This is a genomic window from Anaerococcus porci (assembly GCF_034090325.1).
Taxonomy (GTDB): Bacteria; Bacillota; Clostridia; order Tissierellales; family Peptoniphilaceae; genus Anaerococcus; species Anaerococcus porci.
This window is the reverse complement of sequence record NZ_JAXDSU010000043.1, coordinates 21,887-43,228: the sequence shown is the minus strand read 5'-3', so window position 1 is coordinate 43,228 and position 21,342 is coordinate 21,887. Positions and strand designations below refer to the sequence as shown.

Here is a 21,342-nt window from a genome sequence, read left to right as displayed (position 1 = left end):
TTATTAACTTTTTTCAAGTTTCTTTTCTTTTGACTCTTCTTTCTCAGTGACGACTATTATAATATACATTTGATATTTTGTTTTGTCAAGTCTTTTTTTGTTTTTTTATTTTGACTTGCTCTTTCGCTTCTTTGCTTTTTTATTTTAGCAATTTGGCTTTTAATATAAAAAAAATATATCTATCTTTTTGACAGCTATATTAGTATATTATTTTTATTTTGTTTTGTCAAATATTTTTACAAATTTTTTATTACTTCTTCTATATCAGGTAATTCAGTTTGTGGATATTCTTTTGACCGCTTAACAATTCCTTCTTCATCTATAATGATATTAGCTCTTTTACTAGCAGAATTTTCTTCATTAAAAATACCATAAGCCTTTGCTACTTTTCCTAATGGGAAAAAGTCTGATGCAAGTCTTACCTTATCTATGTTAATAGCACTTGCCCATGCTTTTTTTGATGGTTGAGGATCTATAGATAAGCCTATTACTACAGTCTCTCCTTTTTCTTGAATTCTATCAAAATTTCTTTCAAGAGATCTCATTTGATCGGTACATACCGCTGTAAAAGCTAATGGATGAGAAGATAGGATTACTTTTTTACCTTTGAAATCTTCTAAGTTTACATCTTTTGCATTTTGATCCTTTATATTGAACAATGGTGCTTTTTCACCCTTTTTTATAATTGTCATATCTTAACACTTATTAAATTTCAGCTATGGCTTCAATTTCTAATAAACCATCTTTTGGAAGGTGAGCCACTTGAACACAGCTTCTTGCTGGTTTATGATCTCCAAAAAATTCTGCATATACTTCATTTACAGCAGCAAAATCATTGATGTCTGCTAAGAAGATATTTACTTTGACTATTTTTTCTATACTTGATCCACCTTCTTCGATTATATTTTTAATATTTTCTAGTGATCTTTTTGTAGCTTTCTTTATATCATCTGAAATTAACTCACCTGTTTCTGGAACTAGTGGAAGTTGTCCTGATGAATATACAAATCCATTTGTTACTATTCCTTGTGAATAAGCTCCTACTGCTGCTGGTGCGTTTTTAGTTTCAATTACTTTCATTTAATCCTCCTTAAATAAAAAACGATATCTTATCTATTAACATACTTTTATTTTATCTTTAAGGCAAGTAAAAAATCCCCAAGAATATTTGGGGATTTTCCTTAGTTTAGGTTAAATTGATCTTTTATTATTTGTAGATTACGACTTAACTCATCTGATAGGTCATCGTATGTTTCAAGATTATCTATATCTTCTTTTGCTTTTTTTAAATTTCCTAAATCTATATTTATTTGTATCCTATTATAGATCATTCTAGGATCTTCTGGATATTTTTTAAGACCACTGTTAATTATCTCTATTGCCTCTATTTTTTTATCTAAGGCATATAGGCTTATGGAATAGTCATTATAAAGTTGCCTAAATTCTCCACCCTTATCAAGGGAGTTTTCAAAAGCAAGACTAGAATTTTCATATTGTCCTATATTTTGATAACAAACTCCCAGATAATAATAGGCATCTGCTCTTTTTGTTTTTGATAATAATCTTGTAAGTATCCCCATAGCCTTTTCATAGTTTCCCTTTCCTATATAATAAAGAGCCTCTTCTATTTCGGCATTATCAAATATAGTTGATATTTTAGATCTTATTTCATCTTTTGCATCTAAATCTTCTGTTCTACGTAGGGCATTTTCATAATAACTTCTTGCTTTTATATATTCTCCAAGATTTTGGTAGATATTTCCTAATTCATAATATGATAATGGAAAATCTTCATCTTGTAAAATTATTTCTTGAAGTATTCTTAAAGCCTCTTTTATGAATTCATCCTTATATTTTGTATCTTCATATGCTTTAGGCCACAAAGCTCTTGCATAATTATAGGCATTATACTTATCAAAGGGATTTATAATATAGCCTCCCCTTAAGAGCAATAGAGCTTTTTCTGGTTTTTTATTTCCTATTTTTAAAGCTCTTTGGGCTGTATAAGCTCCTATTTTTTCTAAATAGTTTTCGAGAATTTTTATATAAGATTGCTTATACTTGAAATCAGGATCTATGGCAATATTTATTATAAGTCCATCAAGTATTATATTAAGTTTTATTCTATTTTCAAAGTCTCCACTTATAATATTTTCTGACATATCATCAGTATATAAAGCAAGTGGTGTTTTGTTTAATAATTCATATGAAGAATCTTTTTTCAAGTCAATATATGCAAGTTTGTCTGTAAAATCTAAAAAGTATTGATCTATTTTTTTCATTTAACCTCTCATAAATTTTCTTTGCCTGTATGAATGCTTATTTAAAAATTTAAATAAGTTTCCTTTAAATAATAAAAAGAAGGTATCCCATAGGGCCAGTAACATTATAAATATTGCCTCATTAGACATATTTAATACATTTAATCCTATTTGTTTTATTAAAACTCCTTCAATAAAAGTAAAGATTACTGCATAAACTCCCCATGTTAAAATATTATTTTTAACAAATCTAAAGGATTCCCCTATAATCGAAAATCCATAAACATTTTCTATATAAACTAATTCCAAAAAGGCTGATGTTATAATTTTAAACAAAAACAAAATCAAAATCCTAAGGCCTGGACTTAGTACTTGTGTTAGGTTATTTATAACAAACTCCATTATATAAATACAAAATACAGCACTCATAACTAGATAGAAAAAGTTTGAGATTGAATTTTCTATAGATTTCTTACCTGTGTTATTATATAAGACAATTGACCTTAAAGACTGAGCTATAAAGCATAAGATAGTAATCTCTATAAAATAGTTAATAAGTGATGAAAAAAGTGAAGATTCAAAAGATTGATCAAAAGAAACTATCCCCCTCATTCCTTCAAACATTGACCTTATTACTATAAAGATAAAAAGAATGTATGATCTTTTTAATTTTTTAACAGTCTCAGTAAAGGCATACTTTGAACATTCTAAAAAATCTTTTATTCTTCCCATCATTACATTTTCTCCACAGTTTTAATACCTAATAAACTTAAACCTACTTTAATCACTACCGATGTTGCGAGCGCTAGAGCAAGCCTTTGATTTTTAAGATTCTCATCATCCACCATTATTTTTGATGAATTGTAGAATTTATTGAAATTTTGAGATATTTCCATTATCTTTCTTGAAATAAGTGAAGGTTCATACCTATCTCTTGCCTTAACTATTGTGTCTTCAAAACTTCTTAGTGATTTAATTAAAATGAATTCTTCATCTGAGTTTAATAGAGAAAAATCCATAGAAGTCATTTCTTCTACTCCTGCTTTTCTTAAAACAGCTTTAGCACGAGCATAAGTATATTGAACATATGGACCAGTTTCTCCTTCAAAGTTTAAAAGTTCATCCCAATCAAAGACATAGTCTTTTATCCTATTGTTGTAAAGTTCTTGGAATTTAACAGCACCTATCCCAACTATTCTGGATGTCTTATCAATATCTTCTATATCAGTATCCCTGTTTTTCATAATCTCCTTAGTTTTATTTATTGCTTTATTTAATACATCTTCTAAGAAAACAACTTGACCTTTTCTAGTTGATAGGGTCTTATCTTTTAAACTTACCATACCAAAAGGGATATGCTTACAATCTTTATAAAAATCATATCCCATAAGCTCTAATATCTTCCATAATTGCCTAAAGTGTAGATTTTGTTGGGTTGCAACAACATATAAATTTTCATAAAAGTCATAAACTTTTTTTCTATTTATGGCTGTAGCAATATCACGAGTTATATAAGCAGAAGAACCATTGGATTTTATAATAATAGCTGGTGGCAAGTCATCTTCACCTAAGTCTATAATCTTTGCCCCATCTGATTCTACTAAAAGATTTTTCTCTTCTAATTCTTTTATAACAGCTGGTATAAATTCAGAATGATAAGATTCTCCATCGTAATTATCAAAGTCTATATCTAGTAACTTATAAACCCTATCAAATTCCTTAAAGGAGATTTCCTTAAACCAAGACCAAAGTCTTACCGATTCATCTTCTCCTTCTTCAAGTTTTTTAAACTCATCTCTAGCAACATCCATCATTTCTTCATTTAAAGCCGCCTCGTTATTATATCTTACATATAAGTTTAATAACTCTTTTATGGGATTTTCATTTAGCTTATCATCATCTCCCCAAAGTTTATAGGCTGCAATCATAGTTCCAAATTGAGTACCATAGTCTCCAATATAGTTACTTGCTACAGTCTTGTATCCTAGAAAATTAAATATATTCCTAATAGCATCTCCTATAACTGTTGACCTAATATGACCTATATGGAAAGGCTTTGCTATATTTACAGATGAAAAATCTAATACTATGGTCTTTCCTTTTCCCATATTAGACCTTCCATAATCTTCTTTTTTTTCTAAAATTTCATTTAAAACTTCATTTTGTATAAATTTCCTGTCAATATAAAAGTTAAGATAGGCATTTAGATTTTCTACCTTTTCAAAATAAGTCTTTTCTTCCTTTTCTAATTTTTCTTTAATCTCTTTTGCTATAAGAGCAGGATTTTTTCTTAAAGTTTTAGCCAACGAGAAGCACGGAAAAGAAAAATCTCCCATATCATCTCTAGGTGGTATTTCAATAAGCTTATATATTGCACTCTTTTCAATGCCTAAATCCATATCACATAGCTTATTTGCTATAATTTCTTTTAAATCTCTCATTTATCCTCCAGATTCTATTTGAATTTCACTACAGTAACACCAAATCCACCTTCTTTTTCATTACCCGGCCTGTATGAATCAATTCTTGTGTTATTCTTTAGATAATCATTTATACCTTTTCTTAAGGCTCCTGTCCCCTTGCCATGTATGATTTTTGCTTGATCAAGCCCTGCTAAAATTGCATCATCTAAGTACTTATCGAAGTTTCTTAAAGCTTCATCATATCTTTGCCCTCTTAAATCAAGAGTTGGTGATATATACATAGCCTTTTTCGTCTTATAGATTTTATTGATATTTTCCCTTATTTTATCCTTTGACCTAGTCTTGGTGACGTTTTTGATATTTGACTCCATTTTTAAAATACCCATCTGTACTTTTATATTACCCTTTTCATCTGGAGCTTCTATAACTTCAGCCTTTTCATTTAAGCCTTCTATAATTACTATATCTCCAACCTTTAAGGTTTCTGGGGCATTTTTGCTTAGTTTTGGTCCTATATTTTTCTCATCTCTTTCAATTCTTGATGATTTGTATTTATTTCTAATTTCATTTAAGGACCTATCAATGTTAGATGTATTAGCATTTCTAGATTTTTTAGCCATTTTCAGCATCTCTTGAGATGATTCATTCGCCGCCTCTATTATTTCATTTGCCTTATCTTCTGCATCTTTTATGATTTTTTCTTTTTGTTTTTCTATTTTTTTAGAAAGATCTAGAAGATTATTACGAGCTTGTTTAATCTTTTTCTTGTAACTTTCAATCTCTTTATTTTTCTTTTCAAGATCTTTTTTGTTTTTATCCAATTGTTCTAATATTGTATTGAAGTTTTTATTCTCATCAGACAGTAAAGACTTAGCATTAGCCAAAATCTCACTATCAAGTCCCAATCTTTTTGAAATTTCAAATGCATTAGATTTTCCAGGAGTTCCTATAATTAATTTATAGGTTGGAGATAGGGTTTCTATATCAAATTCAACCGATGCATTCATTACATCTTCACTTTCTAGAGCATAATATTTAAGCTCAGAATAATGAGTTGTTGCAAAAGTCATGGCCTTTTTATTTTTAAGAAAGTTTAAAATTGCTATAGCAAGAGCTGCACCTTCCGTAGGATCTGTTCCTGAACCTAGCTCATCTAATAATACTAATGATTTATCTGTAACATTTTCTGTTATTTTGACAATATTGGTTAAAGAAGCAGAAAATGTTGATAAACTCAATTCTATAGATTGGGTATCTCCTATATCTAAGAATATATCATCAAATATATTTACAAGGCTATCTTCATCACATGGTATAAAAAATCCCGACTGAGCCATAAGATTTACAAGACCTACTGTCTTTAAAGATACAGTTTTCCCACCTGTGTTTGGTCCAGTTATAATTAAGGTATTGTAACCATCTCCCATTTCTACATTTATAGGAACTACCTTTCCTTTCAATAGTGGGTGGATGGCATTTTTTAGCTTTAATTTTTTCTTATCAGTAAGATTTGGCTTACTATATTTATTGGCTAAGGCAAATTTTGCTTTAGCTTGTAAGAAGTCGATTCTTGCAATAAGTTTTTGATTTTCTAAAATCTCCACATCAAAGCCTTCTACAAATCTAGAAAGCCTATCAAGTATTCTTCTTATCTCATCATTTTCTTCTATTTCAAGGTTTGATAGGTCGTTATTTAATTCAACTATAGTATGTGGTTCTATAAAAAGTGTGTTTCCACTTGCTGACCTATCATGAATAATACCATTAAAAATTGATTTTTTATTAGTCTTTACTGGAAGAACGTATCTTCCATCTCTAATTGATACAACCTTGTCTTGAAGAGCATCATCAAATTTAGATGATGATATATAAAAAGAAAGCTTATTTTTTATTTCTTCTTCCTTTTTAGTCTTTCTTTTTCTTATTGACCTAAGATTTGATGAGGCATTATCTGCTATTTCATCTTCAGATATAATAGATCTTTCTATTTCATTTTTAAGAAAATCATCTGTAGATATCCTATTAAATAAGTCTTTTATATATGAATCTTCAATATTTTCACCATACTCTTTAAGATATGCACTAGACCTTAATAAATCAAGAACTTTAAGAAGTTCAACAGGCTCAAGAACCCCTTTTTTTCTTACATATCCTATGATTTTGTTAAAATCATAAAGTCCAAAAAGATCTATATTTCCATTTTCTACTATGACTTCAAGCATGGCTCCTGTTTGGTCTAGTTCCCTTTGAATTTTTTCCTTATCATTTATGGGTCTTGTATTTAAAATCATGTCAGATACAAGCTTACTTCTAGCATAATTTTTTATCATATCTAATATCTTATCAAATTCTAAGACTTCTAAAGTTTTTGTCTGCATTAAATAACACCTCTATCATAGCCTAGATTGTTAATCTTTGTATTCTTAATATTTATAATATCATCATTATTTCTTACTAAGTATAATAAGGATACTGAGTTTTCAAGTTTTTTCAAATCAATTTTTGTGATTTTTCTTGAATAAATCCTAGATATATAATCACTTCTTTTTATATCAAATAAATTACCATCTTCATCTTCTATTTGTGAATCATTAAAAATACATTTTTCACAACCATTTAAACCACATTTTTTAATGGATGAAAATGGACAATTTCTCATATTCATAAGTTCAATTGGTCCATAAGCTAATATCTCAGTCTTGTATCTTTTAGAGTTTTTATTAATATTTTCAAAAGAGTTTTCCACAGAAGATGATATCATTTCAGAAAATTTATCATAAAAGTCAAATGAGTAGGAATTAAACACATTTAAGTATCTACCTATCCTAATTTTCAACTTATTTTTTCTTAGGTCATCTATAAGAACAAAATCTTTGTAATTATTAAAAATCACTCCTTTAAATTCATTTTCTAATAAATAATTTATTAATTCTTTTTTATTATAGGACTTATCAGCATCTAATATATAATAAAGATTAAGTCCGGAAAAAGACTTATCAAATGCTCTTACATAAACATTATCAAAATCATCAAGTAAGCCTCTATCAATATTATTTGATAAGAGTTCTACATTTTTTTCTCTTTTAATTTCCCTATTTTCTTTTAAATTTCTCTTTTTAATGTTGGGATTTTTCTTATAATAAGGCTCTAATCTTTTATTATTTAAGATATAAATTGCATTTCTTCTAAGCTCATTTATATCCTTTTTTTTAATAAAGATATTATCATCTATACTTATATCTATATTTTTTACCTTATAGATGGTGTTTCCAAGCTTTGAAAGATTTTCTCTTATATCCTCCTCACTTAAGGAAACTTTATTAGCCCTTTCTATTTTACTCTTTCCAAGAAAATTTACCTTTATATCTTTATAGCTTAAGCTTATTTTAGGATATTCCCCTAATCTTCCTACAAAAGAAATATCAAGCGGAAGATTTTTATAGGAACTTAGTCCATCTTCTAAATTTTCTTTAAGAATTGATGAATTTAATAAACTTATATTTGAGCCTATTTTTGCATCCTTAAAATCTTTTAATTTTAAGACATCTCCATTATTTAAGTCACTTGTTAAGGTAAGTGGTAGGGTCTTGTTTTTATTTGTTACAACCTCAAGGATAGATCCCTTTCTTAGCTTTGAGTTTGACTTAAAAAACTTATCCTTTGATTTTTCAAAAACTTTTCCTATAACCCTATGTTTATTTTCATTACTTAAAGCAAGATAGTTTCTTTTTTGTCCAAAAATAAAACCCTTGGTATAAGATCTGTTTGATATATCTTCTATTTCGTCATTATTATATGTAGATTCTTCAAGCATACTTTTATAGTTTCTTACAGTATTATAGACATATTCATCTGTCTTCATACGACCTTCTATTTTCAAAGAATCTACTCCTGCTTTTACTAACTCTTCTATATTATCTATTGTATTTAAATCCTTCATTGAAAGATAGTAATCATATCCTAATACCTTGCCATTATTTATAAGCTTATATTTTTTTCTACAAATTCCAGCACACCTACCTCTGTTAGCAGACCTTCTACCTAAATAAGATGATAAAAGACACTCCCCAGAGTAAGATACACAAAGTGAGCCATGAACAAAAACTTCCGTATCTATGTCAAGCTTTGCTATTTTTTTTATCTCATCTATTGGGGTTTCTCTTGCTATAACTATCCTATCAAATCCTAAATCTTTAAGGGCTTTAGCACCATCATAATCTTTTATTGCCATTTGAGTTGAAGCATGAAATTCAATCTTTTTTTCTCCATCTCTTTTTATGTCTTTTATTAGAGAGTAAAATCCTATATCCTGGATTAATATTCCATCTGCGCCATACTCAATTAATTTTTCAAGATATGATAAAGCCTTGTCCATCTCTTCATCTTTTATTAGGGTATTTATAGTTATAAATACCTTCCTATCAAATAGATGAATCAGATCGATTACTTCCTTTATATTATCAATTGAAAAGTTTTTAGCATAGGCTCTCGCCCCAAAATCATCAAGAGCCAAGTAAAAGCTACAAGCCCCTGCGGCAAGACCTGCATACAGCATGGACATTTTACCAACAGGAGCTAATATTTCAGTATTTCTCATTATAAGTCCTTTTCAAGCTCCTTGACCTTCTTGTTAAGGTCAAGGTTATCATCTTGAAGTTTTTGTAAGTTTTCTCTTAATTTCTTAAGATTATTATCTTTAGACTTTATAATCTTATCCTTATTCTCAATTTCTTGCTTAATCTTATTAATAACTGAATTTAGATCGTCTATTTTTTTCATAGATTCCATAAAATCATCTTTAGATTTTTCAAAGTCAGCTTTAACTTTCTCATAATCCATAATTAAGGATTGGTAATCATCCCTTAACCTTGGATACTTTTCTATAGGCTCTTTAGCCTCATCTTTTAATTTTTTATGTTTTATTAAGAGATTATACATCTCATCTGTTATATTTAGGGCTGCAAGTAATAATTGATTTTCACGTGTAAGCTTATCATTGTCAACTTCTTTAATTTTTTTGTCAACATAAGCTGCTATTTGTTGTATTTGAGTCTTGTCTAATTCACTAGTTAAAGTGTAATCCATGCCAGCAATATTAACCTTGATTTTTTCTGCCACATTTTCTCCTAACTACGTAAAACAACGTCTTTTTCTTCCAAATCCTTTAAAAATTCTTTTTCAATTTTTTCAACTTCCTCATCTTTTAGTGTCCTATCGCTTTTACCGAAAGCCACCTTATATGAAATTGATTTTTTACCTTCTTCAATTTGTTCACCTTGGTAAATATCAAATATTTCTATACTTCTTACAAGACCTTTTGCTCTAGTTATTATTATATCCTCAATCTTCCTGCTTTCTACATTTATATCACAAATAAACGAATAGTCACGTAAACTTGATGGATACTTATCTAAAGGCTTGTATCTTATATCAGTAAGTCTTTTATCAGCAATTAATGAGAGATCTATCTCTAATGCTAAAGCAAGTCCTTTGATATTATAGGCTTCAAGACTTTCATAAGATATTTGACCCATTATTCCTATCTTTTTTCCATCAAAATAAATATTGGCACAACGTCCTGAATGGAAAGCTTTGACATTTTCTTCAGTTTTAAATTCAAAACCTCTAAATCCAGTTCTTGCCATGGCCTTTATAAAGAAATCCTTAAGATTATAAAAAGTGTAATTTCCGTAAAGTCCCATACTTAGGTATTGTCTTTCTGAAGGAAGTTTCTCATCTGTTTTTACAAAACTTGTACCAATTTCATAAAATCTTAAATCTTTTTGTTTATAAGATAGGTTTTTTGAGATTGTAGTGAGCATGTTTGCAAGTAAGGTAGTCCTCATTACAGAGTAGTCTTCTCCCAAAGGATTAATTATTTTTACAAAATCTCTAAGTTTTGAGTCCTCATTTATACCTAGCTTATCATATTCCTTTGGTGATATAAATGAGTATGTTGTGATTTCTGAAAATTGTTGACCAAAAAGATTGAGCTTTAAATCATCTTTTAATAATCTCATAGGAGATTTCTCTCCTCTTTGAAGTGATGAGTATAGTGGTTTTGAAATAACTTTTCCCATACCATATAGCCTTGCAATCTCTTCTATAAGATCAGCTTCTATAGAAATATCCATCCTAAAATGAGGGATTTTCGCTATTATTGTGTCTTCATCTAAATCCCTTACCTCAAATTCTAAGGATTTAAGATAACTTATAGCTTCATCCTTAGAAAATTCATGTCCTATTAAACTATTTAGTCTAGATATCCTAAGTTTAACTTCGTTTTCTTCGCTATTTTTATAACCTTCATCAAAGCTATCTTCAAGCACTTCTCCAAGTCCTAAATCTGTTATTAATTTCATTACTCTTTTTGATGCAAATTCAGAATTTTCTACTGAAATTTGTTTTTCAAATCTTGAACTCGCTTCACTTCTTAGATTTAAACTTTTAGATGACTTTCTAATATTATCTGAATCAAAGTTTGCAGATTCTAGTAGGATAGTCTTTGTGTTTTCTGTAATTTCGCTATCCATCGAACCCATAATTCCTGCAATACCTATAGCCTCTTTTCCGTCAGCTATAAGAAGTACATCTGAGTTAAGTTTTCTTTCTACACCATCTAATGTTTTTATGAGCTCTCCTTCTTTTGCATCTCTTACTATAATTTTTCTATCAGCAAGACTTTCAAGGTCATAAGCGTGAAGTGGTTGGCCTGTTTCAAGCATTACAAAATTTGTTATATCTACTATGTTATTTACAGGTCTCATACCAGCAAGCATTAATAAGTTTTTAAGCCATTGTGGAGATTCTCCTACTTTAACATTTTTTACAATTCTTCCTGTATATCTTTTACACTTATCTGATTTAATTTCAATTTTCTTAAAGTAATCTTCCTTTTTATCAGATACAGTAGGATAATCTATTGATGGATAGGATATCTCACTATTAAATGATGCTGCAGATTCTCTTGCCATTCCTATTATAGATAAACAGTCAGGTCTATTTGGAGTAATTTCATACTCAATTACTGGGGTGTTTGAATATAAAACTTCAATTGCAGGTGTTCCAGGCTTAAATTCAGAAGATAGTACAATAACTCCATCCTTTGATTTTTTTTCAATAAGAGAATCATCATATCCTATTTCCTTATATGAAGTAAGCATACCTTGGCTTGTTATTCCAAAGAAATCATGATCATCTATTTTTTGTCCATTAATAGTAGAACCAGATTTTATAACTATAAGATAGTCTCCTTCTTTAGTATTTTTAGCTGAAGTTACTATAGTGATTTCACTTCCTATATCTATAGTTAGAACTTGTAATTTATCTGCATTTGGATGCTTTACTTGTTTTAAAACTTTTCCTACTACAAGTCCTTCAAGTTTATCAGAAATGGTATATACACTTTCAACATGTGAACCTGTTTCTGATAGTCTATCTGTTATTGTCTTTAAATCTTTATCTAATTTTATATAATCTTTTTGCCAAATTAAAGGTACTAACATTTCTCCTCCTAGAATTGTTTAATAAATCTCTTGTCATTATCAAATAGTAATCTAATATCATCTAGTCCATACTTAACCATGGCAATTCTATCAACTCCAAGACCGAAGGCAAAACCAGTATATTTTTCACTATCTATTCCACAATTTTCTAATACATTTGGATGAACCATTCCTCCACCTAAAAGTTCCATTGACCATCCAGTATTTGAGCAAGCAGGACATCCCTTGCCACCGCATGATGGACAAGTTACATCAACTTCAAGTGATGGTTCTGTAAATGGAAAATGGTGAGGACGATAACGCATCTTCATGTCATCGCCAAACATTTCTTTTATAAATGTTTCAAGTGTTGATTTAAGATTTGCAAGAGATACATTCTCATCTACAACTAAACATTCCAATTGATGAAACATTGGTGAGTGAGTTGCATCGACTTCATCGTTTCTAAATACTCTTCCTGCTGATACCATCTTAATTGGAAGTTTTCCTTCATTCATAACACGAATTTGCATGCTAGATGTATGTGGGCGAAGAAGAGTATCTTCATCTATATAGAAAGTATCTGAAAGAGATCTTGAAGGGTGATTTTTAGGTGAGTTAAGATCATCAAATACATTTTTTACAGTATCAATTTCTGGCCCCTCTACTACATCAAATCCCATATTTTGAAATATTTCTTCAAGTTCAGCCATAGTTTGATTTATAACTGAAAAATGTCCAGTTTCATAGATGTCAAAATTTGCAGTTACATCTATCTTTTCTTCCTTTATCTTTTTTTCTAGAAGTTCTTTTTTAATTATTTCTTTTCTCTTTTCTAGTATTTTTTCAACTTCTCTACTAGTTTCATTTATAAGCTTTCCTGCCATTGGTTTTTCTTCGTTTGGAAGTTTGGAAATATTTTTCTTAAAAGCTGTAATCTTTCCCTTTTTTCCTAAATACTTAACCCTTAACTCTTCTAAGGATTTAAGGTCTGTTTTTTCTTCTATTGCCTTTGTAGCTTCTTCTACCAAGGCCTTTAATTCTTCTTTCATATAATCCTCCAATAATTTTTGGTACAAAAAAACTGCCCTATAAAAGGACAGACTAGCCTGCGGTACCACCTAATTTGGTTATAAATAACCCACTTAATAACTATAACGCGTAACCGTATCAACTACTTAGTTTCGTATCAAAGCTGGGCGGTGAATTACTATACCGTTACAAGGTGGCCTCTCATCATCTACCACTTGCTTTGCTTGGATAGTATAGCTTTAGTCCGCTTTGGCTAAATTATTCATTAATATTGATGCAGCAATAGCTGCATTTAGTGATTCAATCCCACCTTGCATCTTTATAGATATAAAATCATTTGTAAGATTTCTTAAATCATTTCCTATCCCATTGGCTTCATTTCCTATAGCAAGAATTATCTTGTTAAAATCCTTAAAACAATCAGAACTTTTCCCATCCATATCTGCCAAAATAAGCTTGTAATCATTTAACAAATCTTTTACTTCATTTATTGAATATTCTAAAAAATTCAACCTAAAAATAGATCCCATACTAGCTCTTATAGTCTTTTCATTATAGATATCAACACAATTATTTAATAATATTATATCCTTAAAACCAAAAGCCTCAGCACTTCTTATGATGGTACCAAGATTTCCTGGATCTTGTAAGTGATCTAATAATAGTACTTTTTTTGAAGAAATATGTTTAGGGGCCTTAATCTTTAGACAAGCTGAAACTCCTTCAGGATTTTCAAGACTTGAAAGTCTGTTAAAAAGACTATTAGAAAAAACTATTTTAGGATAGTCTGTTTGAAAATCTTTCATATCTTCATTTACGAATATAAACAAAAGCTCCATATCAGGAGGAATTTGTTCTACTATTTTTATAGATTCTACTACAAAGACCCCGTATTTTTTCCTATACCTTTTCTTTTTTAATTTATAAATATATTTATATTTTTCGTTAGAATCTGATTTTATAATCATTAAGCAGCTTGGTTAGCTAATTCTACTAATTTTGTAAATTCTTCAGGATTTGATACTGCTATTTCAGCTAGCATCTTTCTATTGATTTCAATGTTAGCTTTCTTAAGATTACCCATCAACTTTGAATAGCTTGTTCCATTTGCTCTAGCAGCAGCGTTGATTCTAGCAATCCATAATTTTCTGAAATCTCTTTTTCTTCTTTTTCTTCCAATATAAGCATATTGTAAAGATTTCATCACAGCTTGGTTAGCAGTTTTGAAAAGTAATGATTTTGAACCGAAGTAACCTTTAGCTTGTTTTAAAACTTTTTTATGTCTTTTTTTTGCATTTATTGCTCTTTTAACTCTTGCCATTTAATCCCCCTATTAGATGTTTAATAATACCTTGATGTTCTTTTGATCACCCTTAGATGCAATTGTAGATTTTCTTAATCTTCTTTTTCTTGCTGGTGATTTTTTAGCTGTAAGGTGTCCTTTATAAGCCTTATATCTTTTTATTTTTCCACTGCCTGTAACTTTAAATCTTTTAGCAGCTGCTCTTTTAGTTTTGATTTTGTTTTTAGCCATGTTAGCCTCCTATTTTTCTTCATTATTAGGTGAGATGAATAGTACAAGTGATCTACCTTCCATTTGAGGTTTCTTATCAATTTTAGCACTATCTCCAACCATTTCTATAAATTTATCTAATAAATCATAGCCTAAGTTTTTATGACCCAATTCTCTACCCTTAAACCTAACAGAAACCTTAACTTTATCTCCATTGTCAAGGAATTTCTTTGATTGATTTGCCTTTGTTGCTAAATCATGATCTTCGATATTAAGGCTAAATCTTGTTTCTTTAGTTTGAATAGTTTTTTGCTTTTTCTTGTTTTCTTTAGCTTTTTTCTCTTGTTCGTACTTATATTTACCATAGTCCATGATTCTTGCAACTGGTGGCTTAGCATTTGGTGACATTAATACTAGATCCAAATGTTTATCAAAAGCCCTATCTAAGGCTTCATTTTTAGATACTACACCAATTTGTTCTCCATCTTCATCAATTAGTCTAAGCTTATTGTCTCTTATTTCTTCATTAATTTTTAAATCTTTTATAATGTTCCCTCCGAATATATGCATAAAAAAATGGGTACTAAAAGTACCCATAATAAAGCAATAATATATTAGAAATTTCTTCTAATAGAGATTGTAACCTGAAGACACAATTGTCGGCAGGTGAGTATTGGGTACTTCTTTAACTCTCTTTTGTTATGATACAAGATTCTTATTTTATTGTCAAATTTTATTTTTCAAAAAATTCATACATCATTTCAAACAAGAGCATTCTTTGATCATAATTTGTAAATGAATGATCAGTATTTTCAAGAACATGGTAGTTTGAATTTTTAAAACACCTATTTAGTTTGATATTAGACTCATCCAAAACAACATCATCAAGATCTCCCCTTATAATTTGAACTTCACCTTTATATAAACTTGCTTTTTTATATATGTCATAATCCATTATATCAAAAAGAAAATTCTTATGAATTCTAAGTCCTCCAACATCCAAATCTTTTATACTAACTAGTTTCTTTACCTTTTCTATATCGCTTAAATCTTTATCTCTATTTTTCTCATCAATATAATCATAAAGATTTAGGGCAGTTTTTTTCAAAAGCTCAAGATTGTTCATATCACTTGCTGGAGCAAGTAGGCTCATCTTTTTTGGTTTTAGTTCATCTGCTAGGAGAATACTTATAACACCACCCATAGAATGACCTATAAAGTAAATATTGCTATCATCCACAAAGTCTAAGTTTTTAGTAAAATCATAAATAATTCTTGCCTCATCAAGCTCTCTTGTTAGTGTCATATCATAAAATGAACCATCACTTTCTCCAGTACCTGAAAAGTCAAATCTTATACAAACATATCCCCTTTTTGTTAAATATCTTGAATTTAAAATCCTAAACCAATGTGATCCATTCCTATCTCCAGAAAAACCATGGTAGAAAATAGCTGTTTTATATTTTTTACTTGAATCAAAGTCATCTGGTGTATTAACAACTCCCCTTAAAACTATTCCATCTTTCTTTTCTATATGCCTATAAAGGTATTTCATTTAAACTAATCTCTTTCATTTAATATTCTTGCCATAAGAACCCCTGATGCTGAAGCTTGGGAAAGCGAGTGTGTAACTCCTGACCCATCTCCAAGACAAAATAGGTTCTCTTTACTTGTTTCGAAATTTTCATCAACTTCAACTACTGAATTATAGAACTTAACCTCTATTCCATAAAGTAAAGTATCATCATTTGCCATACCTGGAGCAATCTTATCTAGAGCATAAATCATTTCTATTATGTCGTCTAATTGCCTTTTTGGCATAACTAGAGATAAATCTCCTGCCGTTGCATTTAAGGTTGGTTTTAAGAATGATTTTTTCATTCTTCTTTCTGATGATCTTCTTCCTTTGATAAGATCACCAAATCTTTGCATTAAAACTCCCCCACCTAGCATATTTGAAACTCTAGCTATTGATTCACCATATTCATTTGAATCCTTAAATGGTTCTGTGAATTTATTAGTAACTAATAGGGCAAAGTTTGTATTTTCAGTTCTTAAGGCAGGATCTGCATAGGAGTGACCATTAACTGTAATAATTCCATTTGTATTTTCTGTAACAACTTCTCCATATGGATTCATGCAAAATGTCCTTACAAGGTCATTATATTGCTTAGTTTGATAAACTATCTTTGCCTCATAAACTTGATCTGTTATGTGTTTGAAAACTTCTGCTGGAACTTCAACACGAACCCCTATATCAACCCTATTTTTCATTAAATTTACATCAAACTCTTGGCAAGTATCTGATATCCACTTAGAACCTGATCTTCCTGCTGCAAGAACTAGATACTTACATTTAATAGTTTCTGTTTTATTCGTATGAACATAGTAGAATCCATCTTTAAATTCAACTTCTTCTACCATAGTCATAAATTCAAAGTTTATTTTATCTTTAACTTGATTATAAATTTTTTGTAAGATTTCCCTATTTCTTTCTGTACCAAAATGACGAACCTTTGCTGTAAGAAGATGGAGATCATTTCTTAAACATTCACTTTTTAAGTTAGTATTGTCAGTAGAATATAATTTAGCATCCCCCTTATCAAAGCTCATAAGGACTGAGTCAACATACTCCATTAAATCATAGGCCTTTTTTTCGCCTATGTAGTTATGTAAGTCACCACCAAAATTAGTAGTTATATTATATTTTCCATCAGAAAGAGTACCTGCACCGCCAAAGCCATACATTATATTGCAAGGCTTACATCCTATACAATAATCTACCTTACCTTCTGTAATTGGGCATTTTCTTTGGTCTACTTTCCTACCTCCATCTATTATTAAAACAGACTTATTTGTGCCAAGCTTATTAAACTCATAAGCCATAAAAGCACCAGCAGCACCACTTCCTACTACAACTACATCAAATTCTCTCATAATCTTCCTTTCTTTTTATATAAGATATTCATACTCTAATATTGTATACTTTTATTTAAAAAATAGCTATAATTATATTATAAAAGGAGGAATTTATGAAAGAAAATAGGAAAAATTTATTACTATCATTTATTTTATTTCTTATATCAATAATTCTTGCAATTATTTATTATGATAGGTTGCCTGTAAGAATTCCTGTTCACTATGATTTTGACTGGCAGGTTGATATTTATGCCAAAAAAATTAATGCTCTATTGTTTATAGTTATATTTATGGTTCTAGTCTACCTTGCTCTTTATTTTATATTAACCCTAGATCCTAAAAGAAATGAACATGATGAGTCCTACAAACATATAAGCTTGTTAACAATTCCTATACTTAATCTTCTTATAATTGGCCTAACTATAAGAAAAACTTTTGACCCATCTTTAAATGTAGGAAGGATAATCGTAGCGGTTATAGCTGTTTTTATAGCTATAAGTGGAGTTTTCATGCCAAGAATAAAGAGAAACTATACTCTTGGAATAAGAACACCATGGGCCTTAGAAAATGACTATGTTTGGAAAAAAACTCAAAAGCTTTCTGGACTCTTACTTTTTATAAATGGAGTTTTTAGCCTGATAATTTTAGGATTTTCAGTAAAGATTGCCTTTATACTACTAACAAGCCTTTTTATTTTAACAATTATAGTTTCATTTATATATTCTTATCTAATTTATAATAACTTAGCAAATAAATAGCAAATCACTTATAATTGTGATATAATTATATAAATTTATAAAAATATTTATATAAGAGAGGAATAAAGAAAGAATGAAAATCGCATTTAAAAAGGCCTTTCCTTATACAGTACCAATTCTTTTAGGTTACTTATTTTTAGGAATAGCCTTTGGTTTACTAGCTAGTGAAGTAGGTTTATCCGCCATACAAACAGGCCTTATTTCAGCTGTAATATATGCTGGAAGTTTGCAATATGCCCTTATACCGATTTTTGCAAATCCAATTTCTTTAATATCGATAGCTATATTTAGCTTGTCTATAAACATAAGATATCTCTTTTATGGTCTTACACTTATAAGACCTTTTAAAAAGACAAAACACAAACTTTTCTTTATACACGGCCTAAGTGATGAAGCTTTTGCCCTTATAACAAGCCTTAAAACACCAAAAAATGTAAAAAGAGAAGATTTTATCCTTGCTATTGAAATTTTAAGCTATATATATTGGGTTTTTGCATGTTTTCTTGGAGGACTTTTTGGAGACTTTTTTGATATTAATACAAAAGGACTAGATTTTGTCTTAATAGCCATGTTTATGGCACTTTTTGTTGGAAATATAAAAGAGCCTAAAAAGGTAATACCTTCAATTATTGGTATTATTATTCCTTTTATATGCTTATTAATATTTGGAAGTGGTAGTTTTATGATCCCATCAATAGTTATAATTGTTATAGTTCTTCTTTTTTTCAGAAAGCAAATCGAGGAAAACAACTATGCAAAATTTTATTAAAATACTCATAACAGCAAGCCTAGTTACCTTTGTAATAAGGGCTGTTCCCTTTTTTCTTCTTAAAAATAAGGAGGTCCCTGATATAATAGATTATCTTGGAGAATATCTTCCTGCATCTATAATGGGGCTGTTGGTAGTATATGCCTTAAAAGATACAAATCTTTCATCTCCATTTTATGGGATACCAGAAATCATCGCATCTATTGTTGTAATTTTGCTGCATTTATGGAAAAAAAACCTACTCTTATCAATTGCAGCTGGAACTTTTGTTTATATGTTTTTAATTCAAACGGTATTTATTTAATTTTGCAGGATTTATCCTGCTTTTTTTTATTCTTGTTTTTCACTCTACTTTGTTATATAATTAATAAAAATTATCAATAAAAATAGAAAAGAATGGAGATAATATGAGTAAAGAATTTTCAATAACAGGAAATAAGGTCATACTTAATTTTTCTGAGCAATTTTTCAATGATGTGGATGAACTATTAGATAGTAAATCTTTTCTCGATTTAACTAAGTCATTTATATCCTATCATAAAAATGAATCATCTAGAGTTTATGCATACATAGAGCAATTTTTTATTAATTCATCTGTAGAAAATCTAGCAATAGAGTTAGTAGATATATTAAAGCTTCTTACAGTTATGAATATAGAAGAAATATCATCAAAGATTAATAAATATCATAAGCTTGATGAACAAAAAGAAGGTGTTTTAAAAATAGTTGAAGAATATTATGACTATTGGAGAAATCTGGAAAGATATTCAATAATTGAGCAAAAAAAAGACTCTCGAGGGGTTGGAGTTGTAAATTTTGTTGAGCTTAATGAAAAACTAAAAAATCTGATTCTTCAGTCATATAGAAGAATTGAAATGAATATAACAGGTGCTTGGCCAAAGGTTTATAGACAAGTTCCAGCTGCCTGTGATGCTTCAATTATGATTAGGTATTTTAATAAGGACTTGCCAGAAATTTATAATAATTTAAATAAGATTCCTTTTATCACCCAAGTTATGATAGAAACTCCTTATATTACCTATACTAAGTCTAATAAAAGGGATGGTGTGTTTGAAGAAGTATATAAAAATCCAATCTTGGATACTAATATAAATTATCCTCACTTTTTCTGCTATCCAGCTAAGGTTGGTGATAACCTAATATACATTTATTTTCACAGAGACTTGCTTACTCATGGGGTTTCTGCATCAAATCTCTTTGAGCTTGCAGAAGTAAAGGATATAGAAAATGAAAAACCAGATGCAATATATATCTATGGACCAAAAGATAAGGGAGATAGGAAAAATTCTTTCTACTATGATAAGGAAAATGAACTTTATGTAGGATATATCGCTTATTCAGATAAGATTGATTATTTTGGATACCTTAAAAAAATGGTTTTAACTTTAAACAATGTTATCAACATCAAAAAGGGCTATTTGCCAATTCATGGTGCAGGGCTTTCTGTAGTTTTACAAAACAACAAAACTGTAAATATAGTTATATTAGGAGATTCAGGAGCTGGAAAAAGTGAATCTATAGAAGCTTTCAGAACTCTCGCAAAAGATTATATTAAAGAGCTTACTATAGTATTTGATGATATGGGTTCTTTTAGAATTGAAAATGGAAAAGTATATGCTTATGGTACAGAAATTGGTGCTTTTGTAAGACTTGACGACCTAGATGCAGGCTATGCATTCAAACAAATCGATAGGTCAGTTTTCATGAATCCTGATAAGGTAAACTCAAGACTTATAATGCCTGTTGCAAGTTTTGATGAAATAAATAAGGGATATGAAGTTGATTTTTTCCTTTATGCCGATAACTACTCAGCAGTTTTGGAAAATGCTAAGTCAATCGAATTACTTGACAAAAAATCTGAAGCTTTAAGAGTATTTAAAAGAGGAGGAAGACTTGCTAAAGGAACTACAACTGAAACAGGACTTGTACAAACCTATTTTGCAAATCCATTTGGACCTGTTCAAAAAAGAGAAGAATGTGATAAACTTCTAGATTTATACTTTGATACACTATATAAAAATAAGGTAAAAGTAGGTACTATAAAAACTCAATTGGGACTAGAAAATATGCAATTTATAGGACCAAGAGCTGCTGCTGTAGAACTATTTGAGCTTATTAAAGAAATTGAAGACTAATAAAAAAGTGGATGTTACAAAGATTAA

Annotated in this window: 20 protein-coding genes; 4 read left to right on the top strand and 16 right to left on the bottom strand. The window is 29.4% G+C overall.

Going from position 1 to position 21,342, the window contains the following annotated elements; all coding sequences use genetic code 11:
• Positions 1–236 precede the first annotated feature (236 nt).
• The 16 genes from SOR60_RS04750 to SOR60_RS04675 all read right to left on the bottom strand — a co-directional run bounded on the left by SOR60_RS04750 (position 237) and on the right by SOR60_RS04675 (position 17,650).
• On the bottom strand, positions 237–692 hold the full coding sequence (locus SOR60_RS04750) for a redoxin domain-containing protein (protein WP_176269960.1): 456 nt from the start codon (positions 690–692) through the stop codon (positions 237–239).
• Positions 693–705: 13 nt separating this feature from the next.
• Entirely contained in the window at positions 706–1,080 is a 375-nt protein-coding gene (locus SOR60_RS04745; protein ID WP_320595350.1) for a RidA family protein, read from the bottom strand.
• 101 nt (positions 1,081–1,181) lie between these two features.
• Positions 1,182–2,282, bottom strand: coding sequence for a tetratricopeptide repeat protein (locus SOR60_RS04740; RefSeq protein ID WP_320595349.1), 1,101 nt, complete (start codon positions 2,280–2,282; stop codon positions 1,182–1,184).
• Entirely contained in the window at positions 2,283–2,996 is a 714-nt protein-coding gene (locus SOR60_RS04735) for a hypothetical protein (RefSeq protein ID WP_320595348.1), read from the bottom strand.
• A complete protein-coding gene (argS, locus tag SOR60_RS04730) occupies positions 2,996–4,702 on the bottom strand; it encodes an arginine--tRNA ligase (protein WP_176269957.1) in 1,707 nt (568 codons plus the stop codon). The genes SOR60_RS04735 and argS overlap by 1 nt, the downstream gene beginning before the upstream one ends.
• Positions 4,703–4,716: 14 nt before the next feature.
• A complete protein-coding gene (locus SOR60_RS04725; RefSeq protein ID WP_320595347.1) occupies positions 4,717–7,062 on the bottom strand; it encodes an endonuclease MutS2 in 2,346 nt (781 codons plus the stop codon).
• Positions 7,062–9,281 carry a peptidase U32 family protein gene (locus tag SOR60_RS04720; protein WP_320595346.1) on the bottom strand — a complete coding sequence of 740 codons (2,220 nt, stop codon included), beginning with the start codon at positions 9,279–9,281 and terminating at the stop codon, positions 7,062–7,064. The genes SOR60_RS04725 and SOR60_RS04720 overlap by 1 nt, the downstream gene beginning before the upstream one ends.
• Entirely contained in the window at positions 9,281–9,802 is a 522-nt protein-coding gene (locus SOR60_RS04715; protein ID WP_320595345.1) for a cell division protein ZapA, read from the bottom strand. The genes SOR60_RS04720 and SOR60_RS04715 overlap by 1 nt, the downstream gene beginning before the upstream one ends.
• 8 nt (positions 9,803–9,810) lie before the next feature.
• The gene (gene pheT, locus SOR60_RS04710; protein WP_320595344.1) at positions 9,811–12,189 is read right to left on the bottom strand and encodes a phenylalanine--tRNA ligase subunit beta; all 2,379 of its coding nucleotides are present in this window, start codon (positions 12,187–12,189) and stop codon (positions 9,811–9,813) included.
• A gap of 8 nt (positions 12,190–12,197) precedes the next feature.
• Complete coding sequence (pheS, locus tag SOR60_RS04705; protein ID WP_320595343.1) at positions 12,198–13,220, bottom strand: phenylalanine--tRNA ligase subunit alpha; 1,023 nt, start codon at positions 13,218–13,220, stop codon at positions 12,198–12,200.
• A 219-nt stretch (positions 13,221–13,439) separates the two neighbouring features.
• Entirely contained in the window at positions 13,440–14,168 is a 729-nt protein-coding gene (locus SOR60_RS04700; protein WP_320595342.1) for a TrmH family RNA methyltransferase, read from the bottom strand.
• On the bottom strand, positions 14,168–14,521 hold the full coding sequence (gene rplT, locus SOR60_RS04695) for a 50S ribosomal protein L20 (protein WP_154540797.1): 354 nt from the start codon (positions 14,519–14,521) through the stop codon (positions 14,168–14,170). The genes SOR60_RS04700 and rplT overlap by 1 nt, the downstream gene beginning before the upstream one ends.
• A 12-nt stretch (positions 14,522–14,533) precedes the next feature.
• A complete protein-coding gene (gene rpmI, locus SOR60_RS04690; protein WP_154540795.1) occupies positions 14,534–14,734 on the bottom strand; it encodes a 50S ribosomal protein L35 in 201 nt (66 codons plus the stop codon).
• Between the two features lie 9 nt (positions 14,735–14,743).
• Positions 14,744–15,283, bottom strand: coding sequence for a translation initiation factor IF-3 (gene infC / locus SOR60_RS04685; protein WP_154540827.1), 540 nt, complete (start codon positions 15,281–15,283; stop codon positions 14,744–14,746).
• A 163-nt stretch (positions 15,284–15,446) separates the two neighbouring features.
• Entirely contained in the window at positions 15,447–16,268 is an 822-nt protein-coding gene (locus SOR60_RS04680; protein WP_320595341.1) for an alpha/beta hydrolase, read from the bottom strand.
• A 5-nt stretch (positions 16,269–16,273) separates the two neighbouring features.
• Entirely contained in the window at positions 16,274–17,650 is a 1,377-nt protein-coding gene (locus SOR60_RS04675) for an NAD(P)/FAD-dependent oxidoreductase (RefSeq protein ID WP_154540791.1), read from the bottom strand.
• A gap of 95 nt (positions 17,651–17,745) precedes the next feature.
• Between SOR60_RS04675 and SOR60_RS04670 the strand changes: the two genes are divergently transcribed.
• The 4 genes from SOR60_RS04670 to SOR60_RS04655 all read left to right on the top strand — a co-directional run bounded on the left by SOR60_RS04670 (position 17,746) and on the right by SOR60_RS04655 (position 21,315).
• Positions 17,746–18,390 carry an SdpI family protein gene (locus SOR60_RS04670; protein WP_320595340.1) on the top strand — a complete coding sequence of 215 codons (645 nt, stop codon included), beginning with the start codon at positions 17,746–17,748 and terminating at the stop codon, positions 18,388–18,390.
• Between the two features lie 73 nt (positions 18,391–18,463).
• The gene (locus tag SOR60_RS04665; RefSeq protein WP_176269949.1) at positions 18,464–19,159 is read left to right on the top strand and encodes an AzlC family ABC transporter permease; all 696 of its coding nucleotides are present in this window, start codon (positions 18,464–18,466) and stop codon (positions 19,157–19,159) included.
• A complete protein-coding gene (locus tag SOR60_RS04660; RefSeq protein WP_154540785.1) occupies positions 19,143–19,463 on the top strand; it encodes a branched-chain amino acid transporter permease in 321 nt (106 codons plus the stop codon). Before SOR60_RS04665 ends, SOR60_RS04660 begins: the two co-directional genes overlap by 17 nt.
• Before the next feature lie 103 nt (positions 19,464–19,566).
• Positions 19,567–21,315 (top strand): phosphoenolpyruvate carboxykinase, encoded by a 1,749-nt coding sequence (locus SOR60_RS04655; RefSeq protein ID WP_320595339.1) that lies wholly within the window; start codon positions 19,567–19,569, stop codon positions 21,313–21,315.
• Positions 21,316–21,342 lie beyond the last annotated feature (27 nt).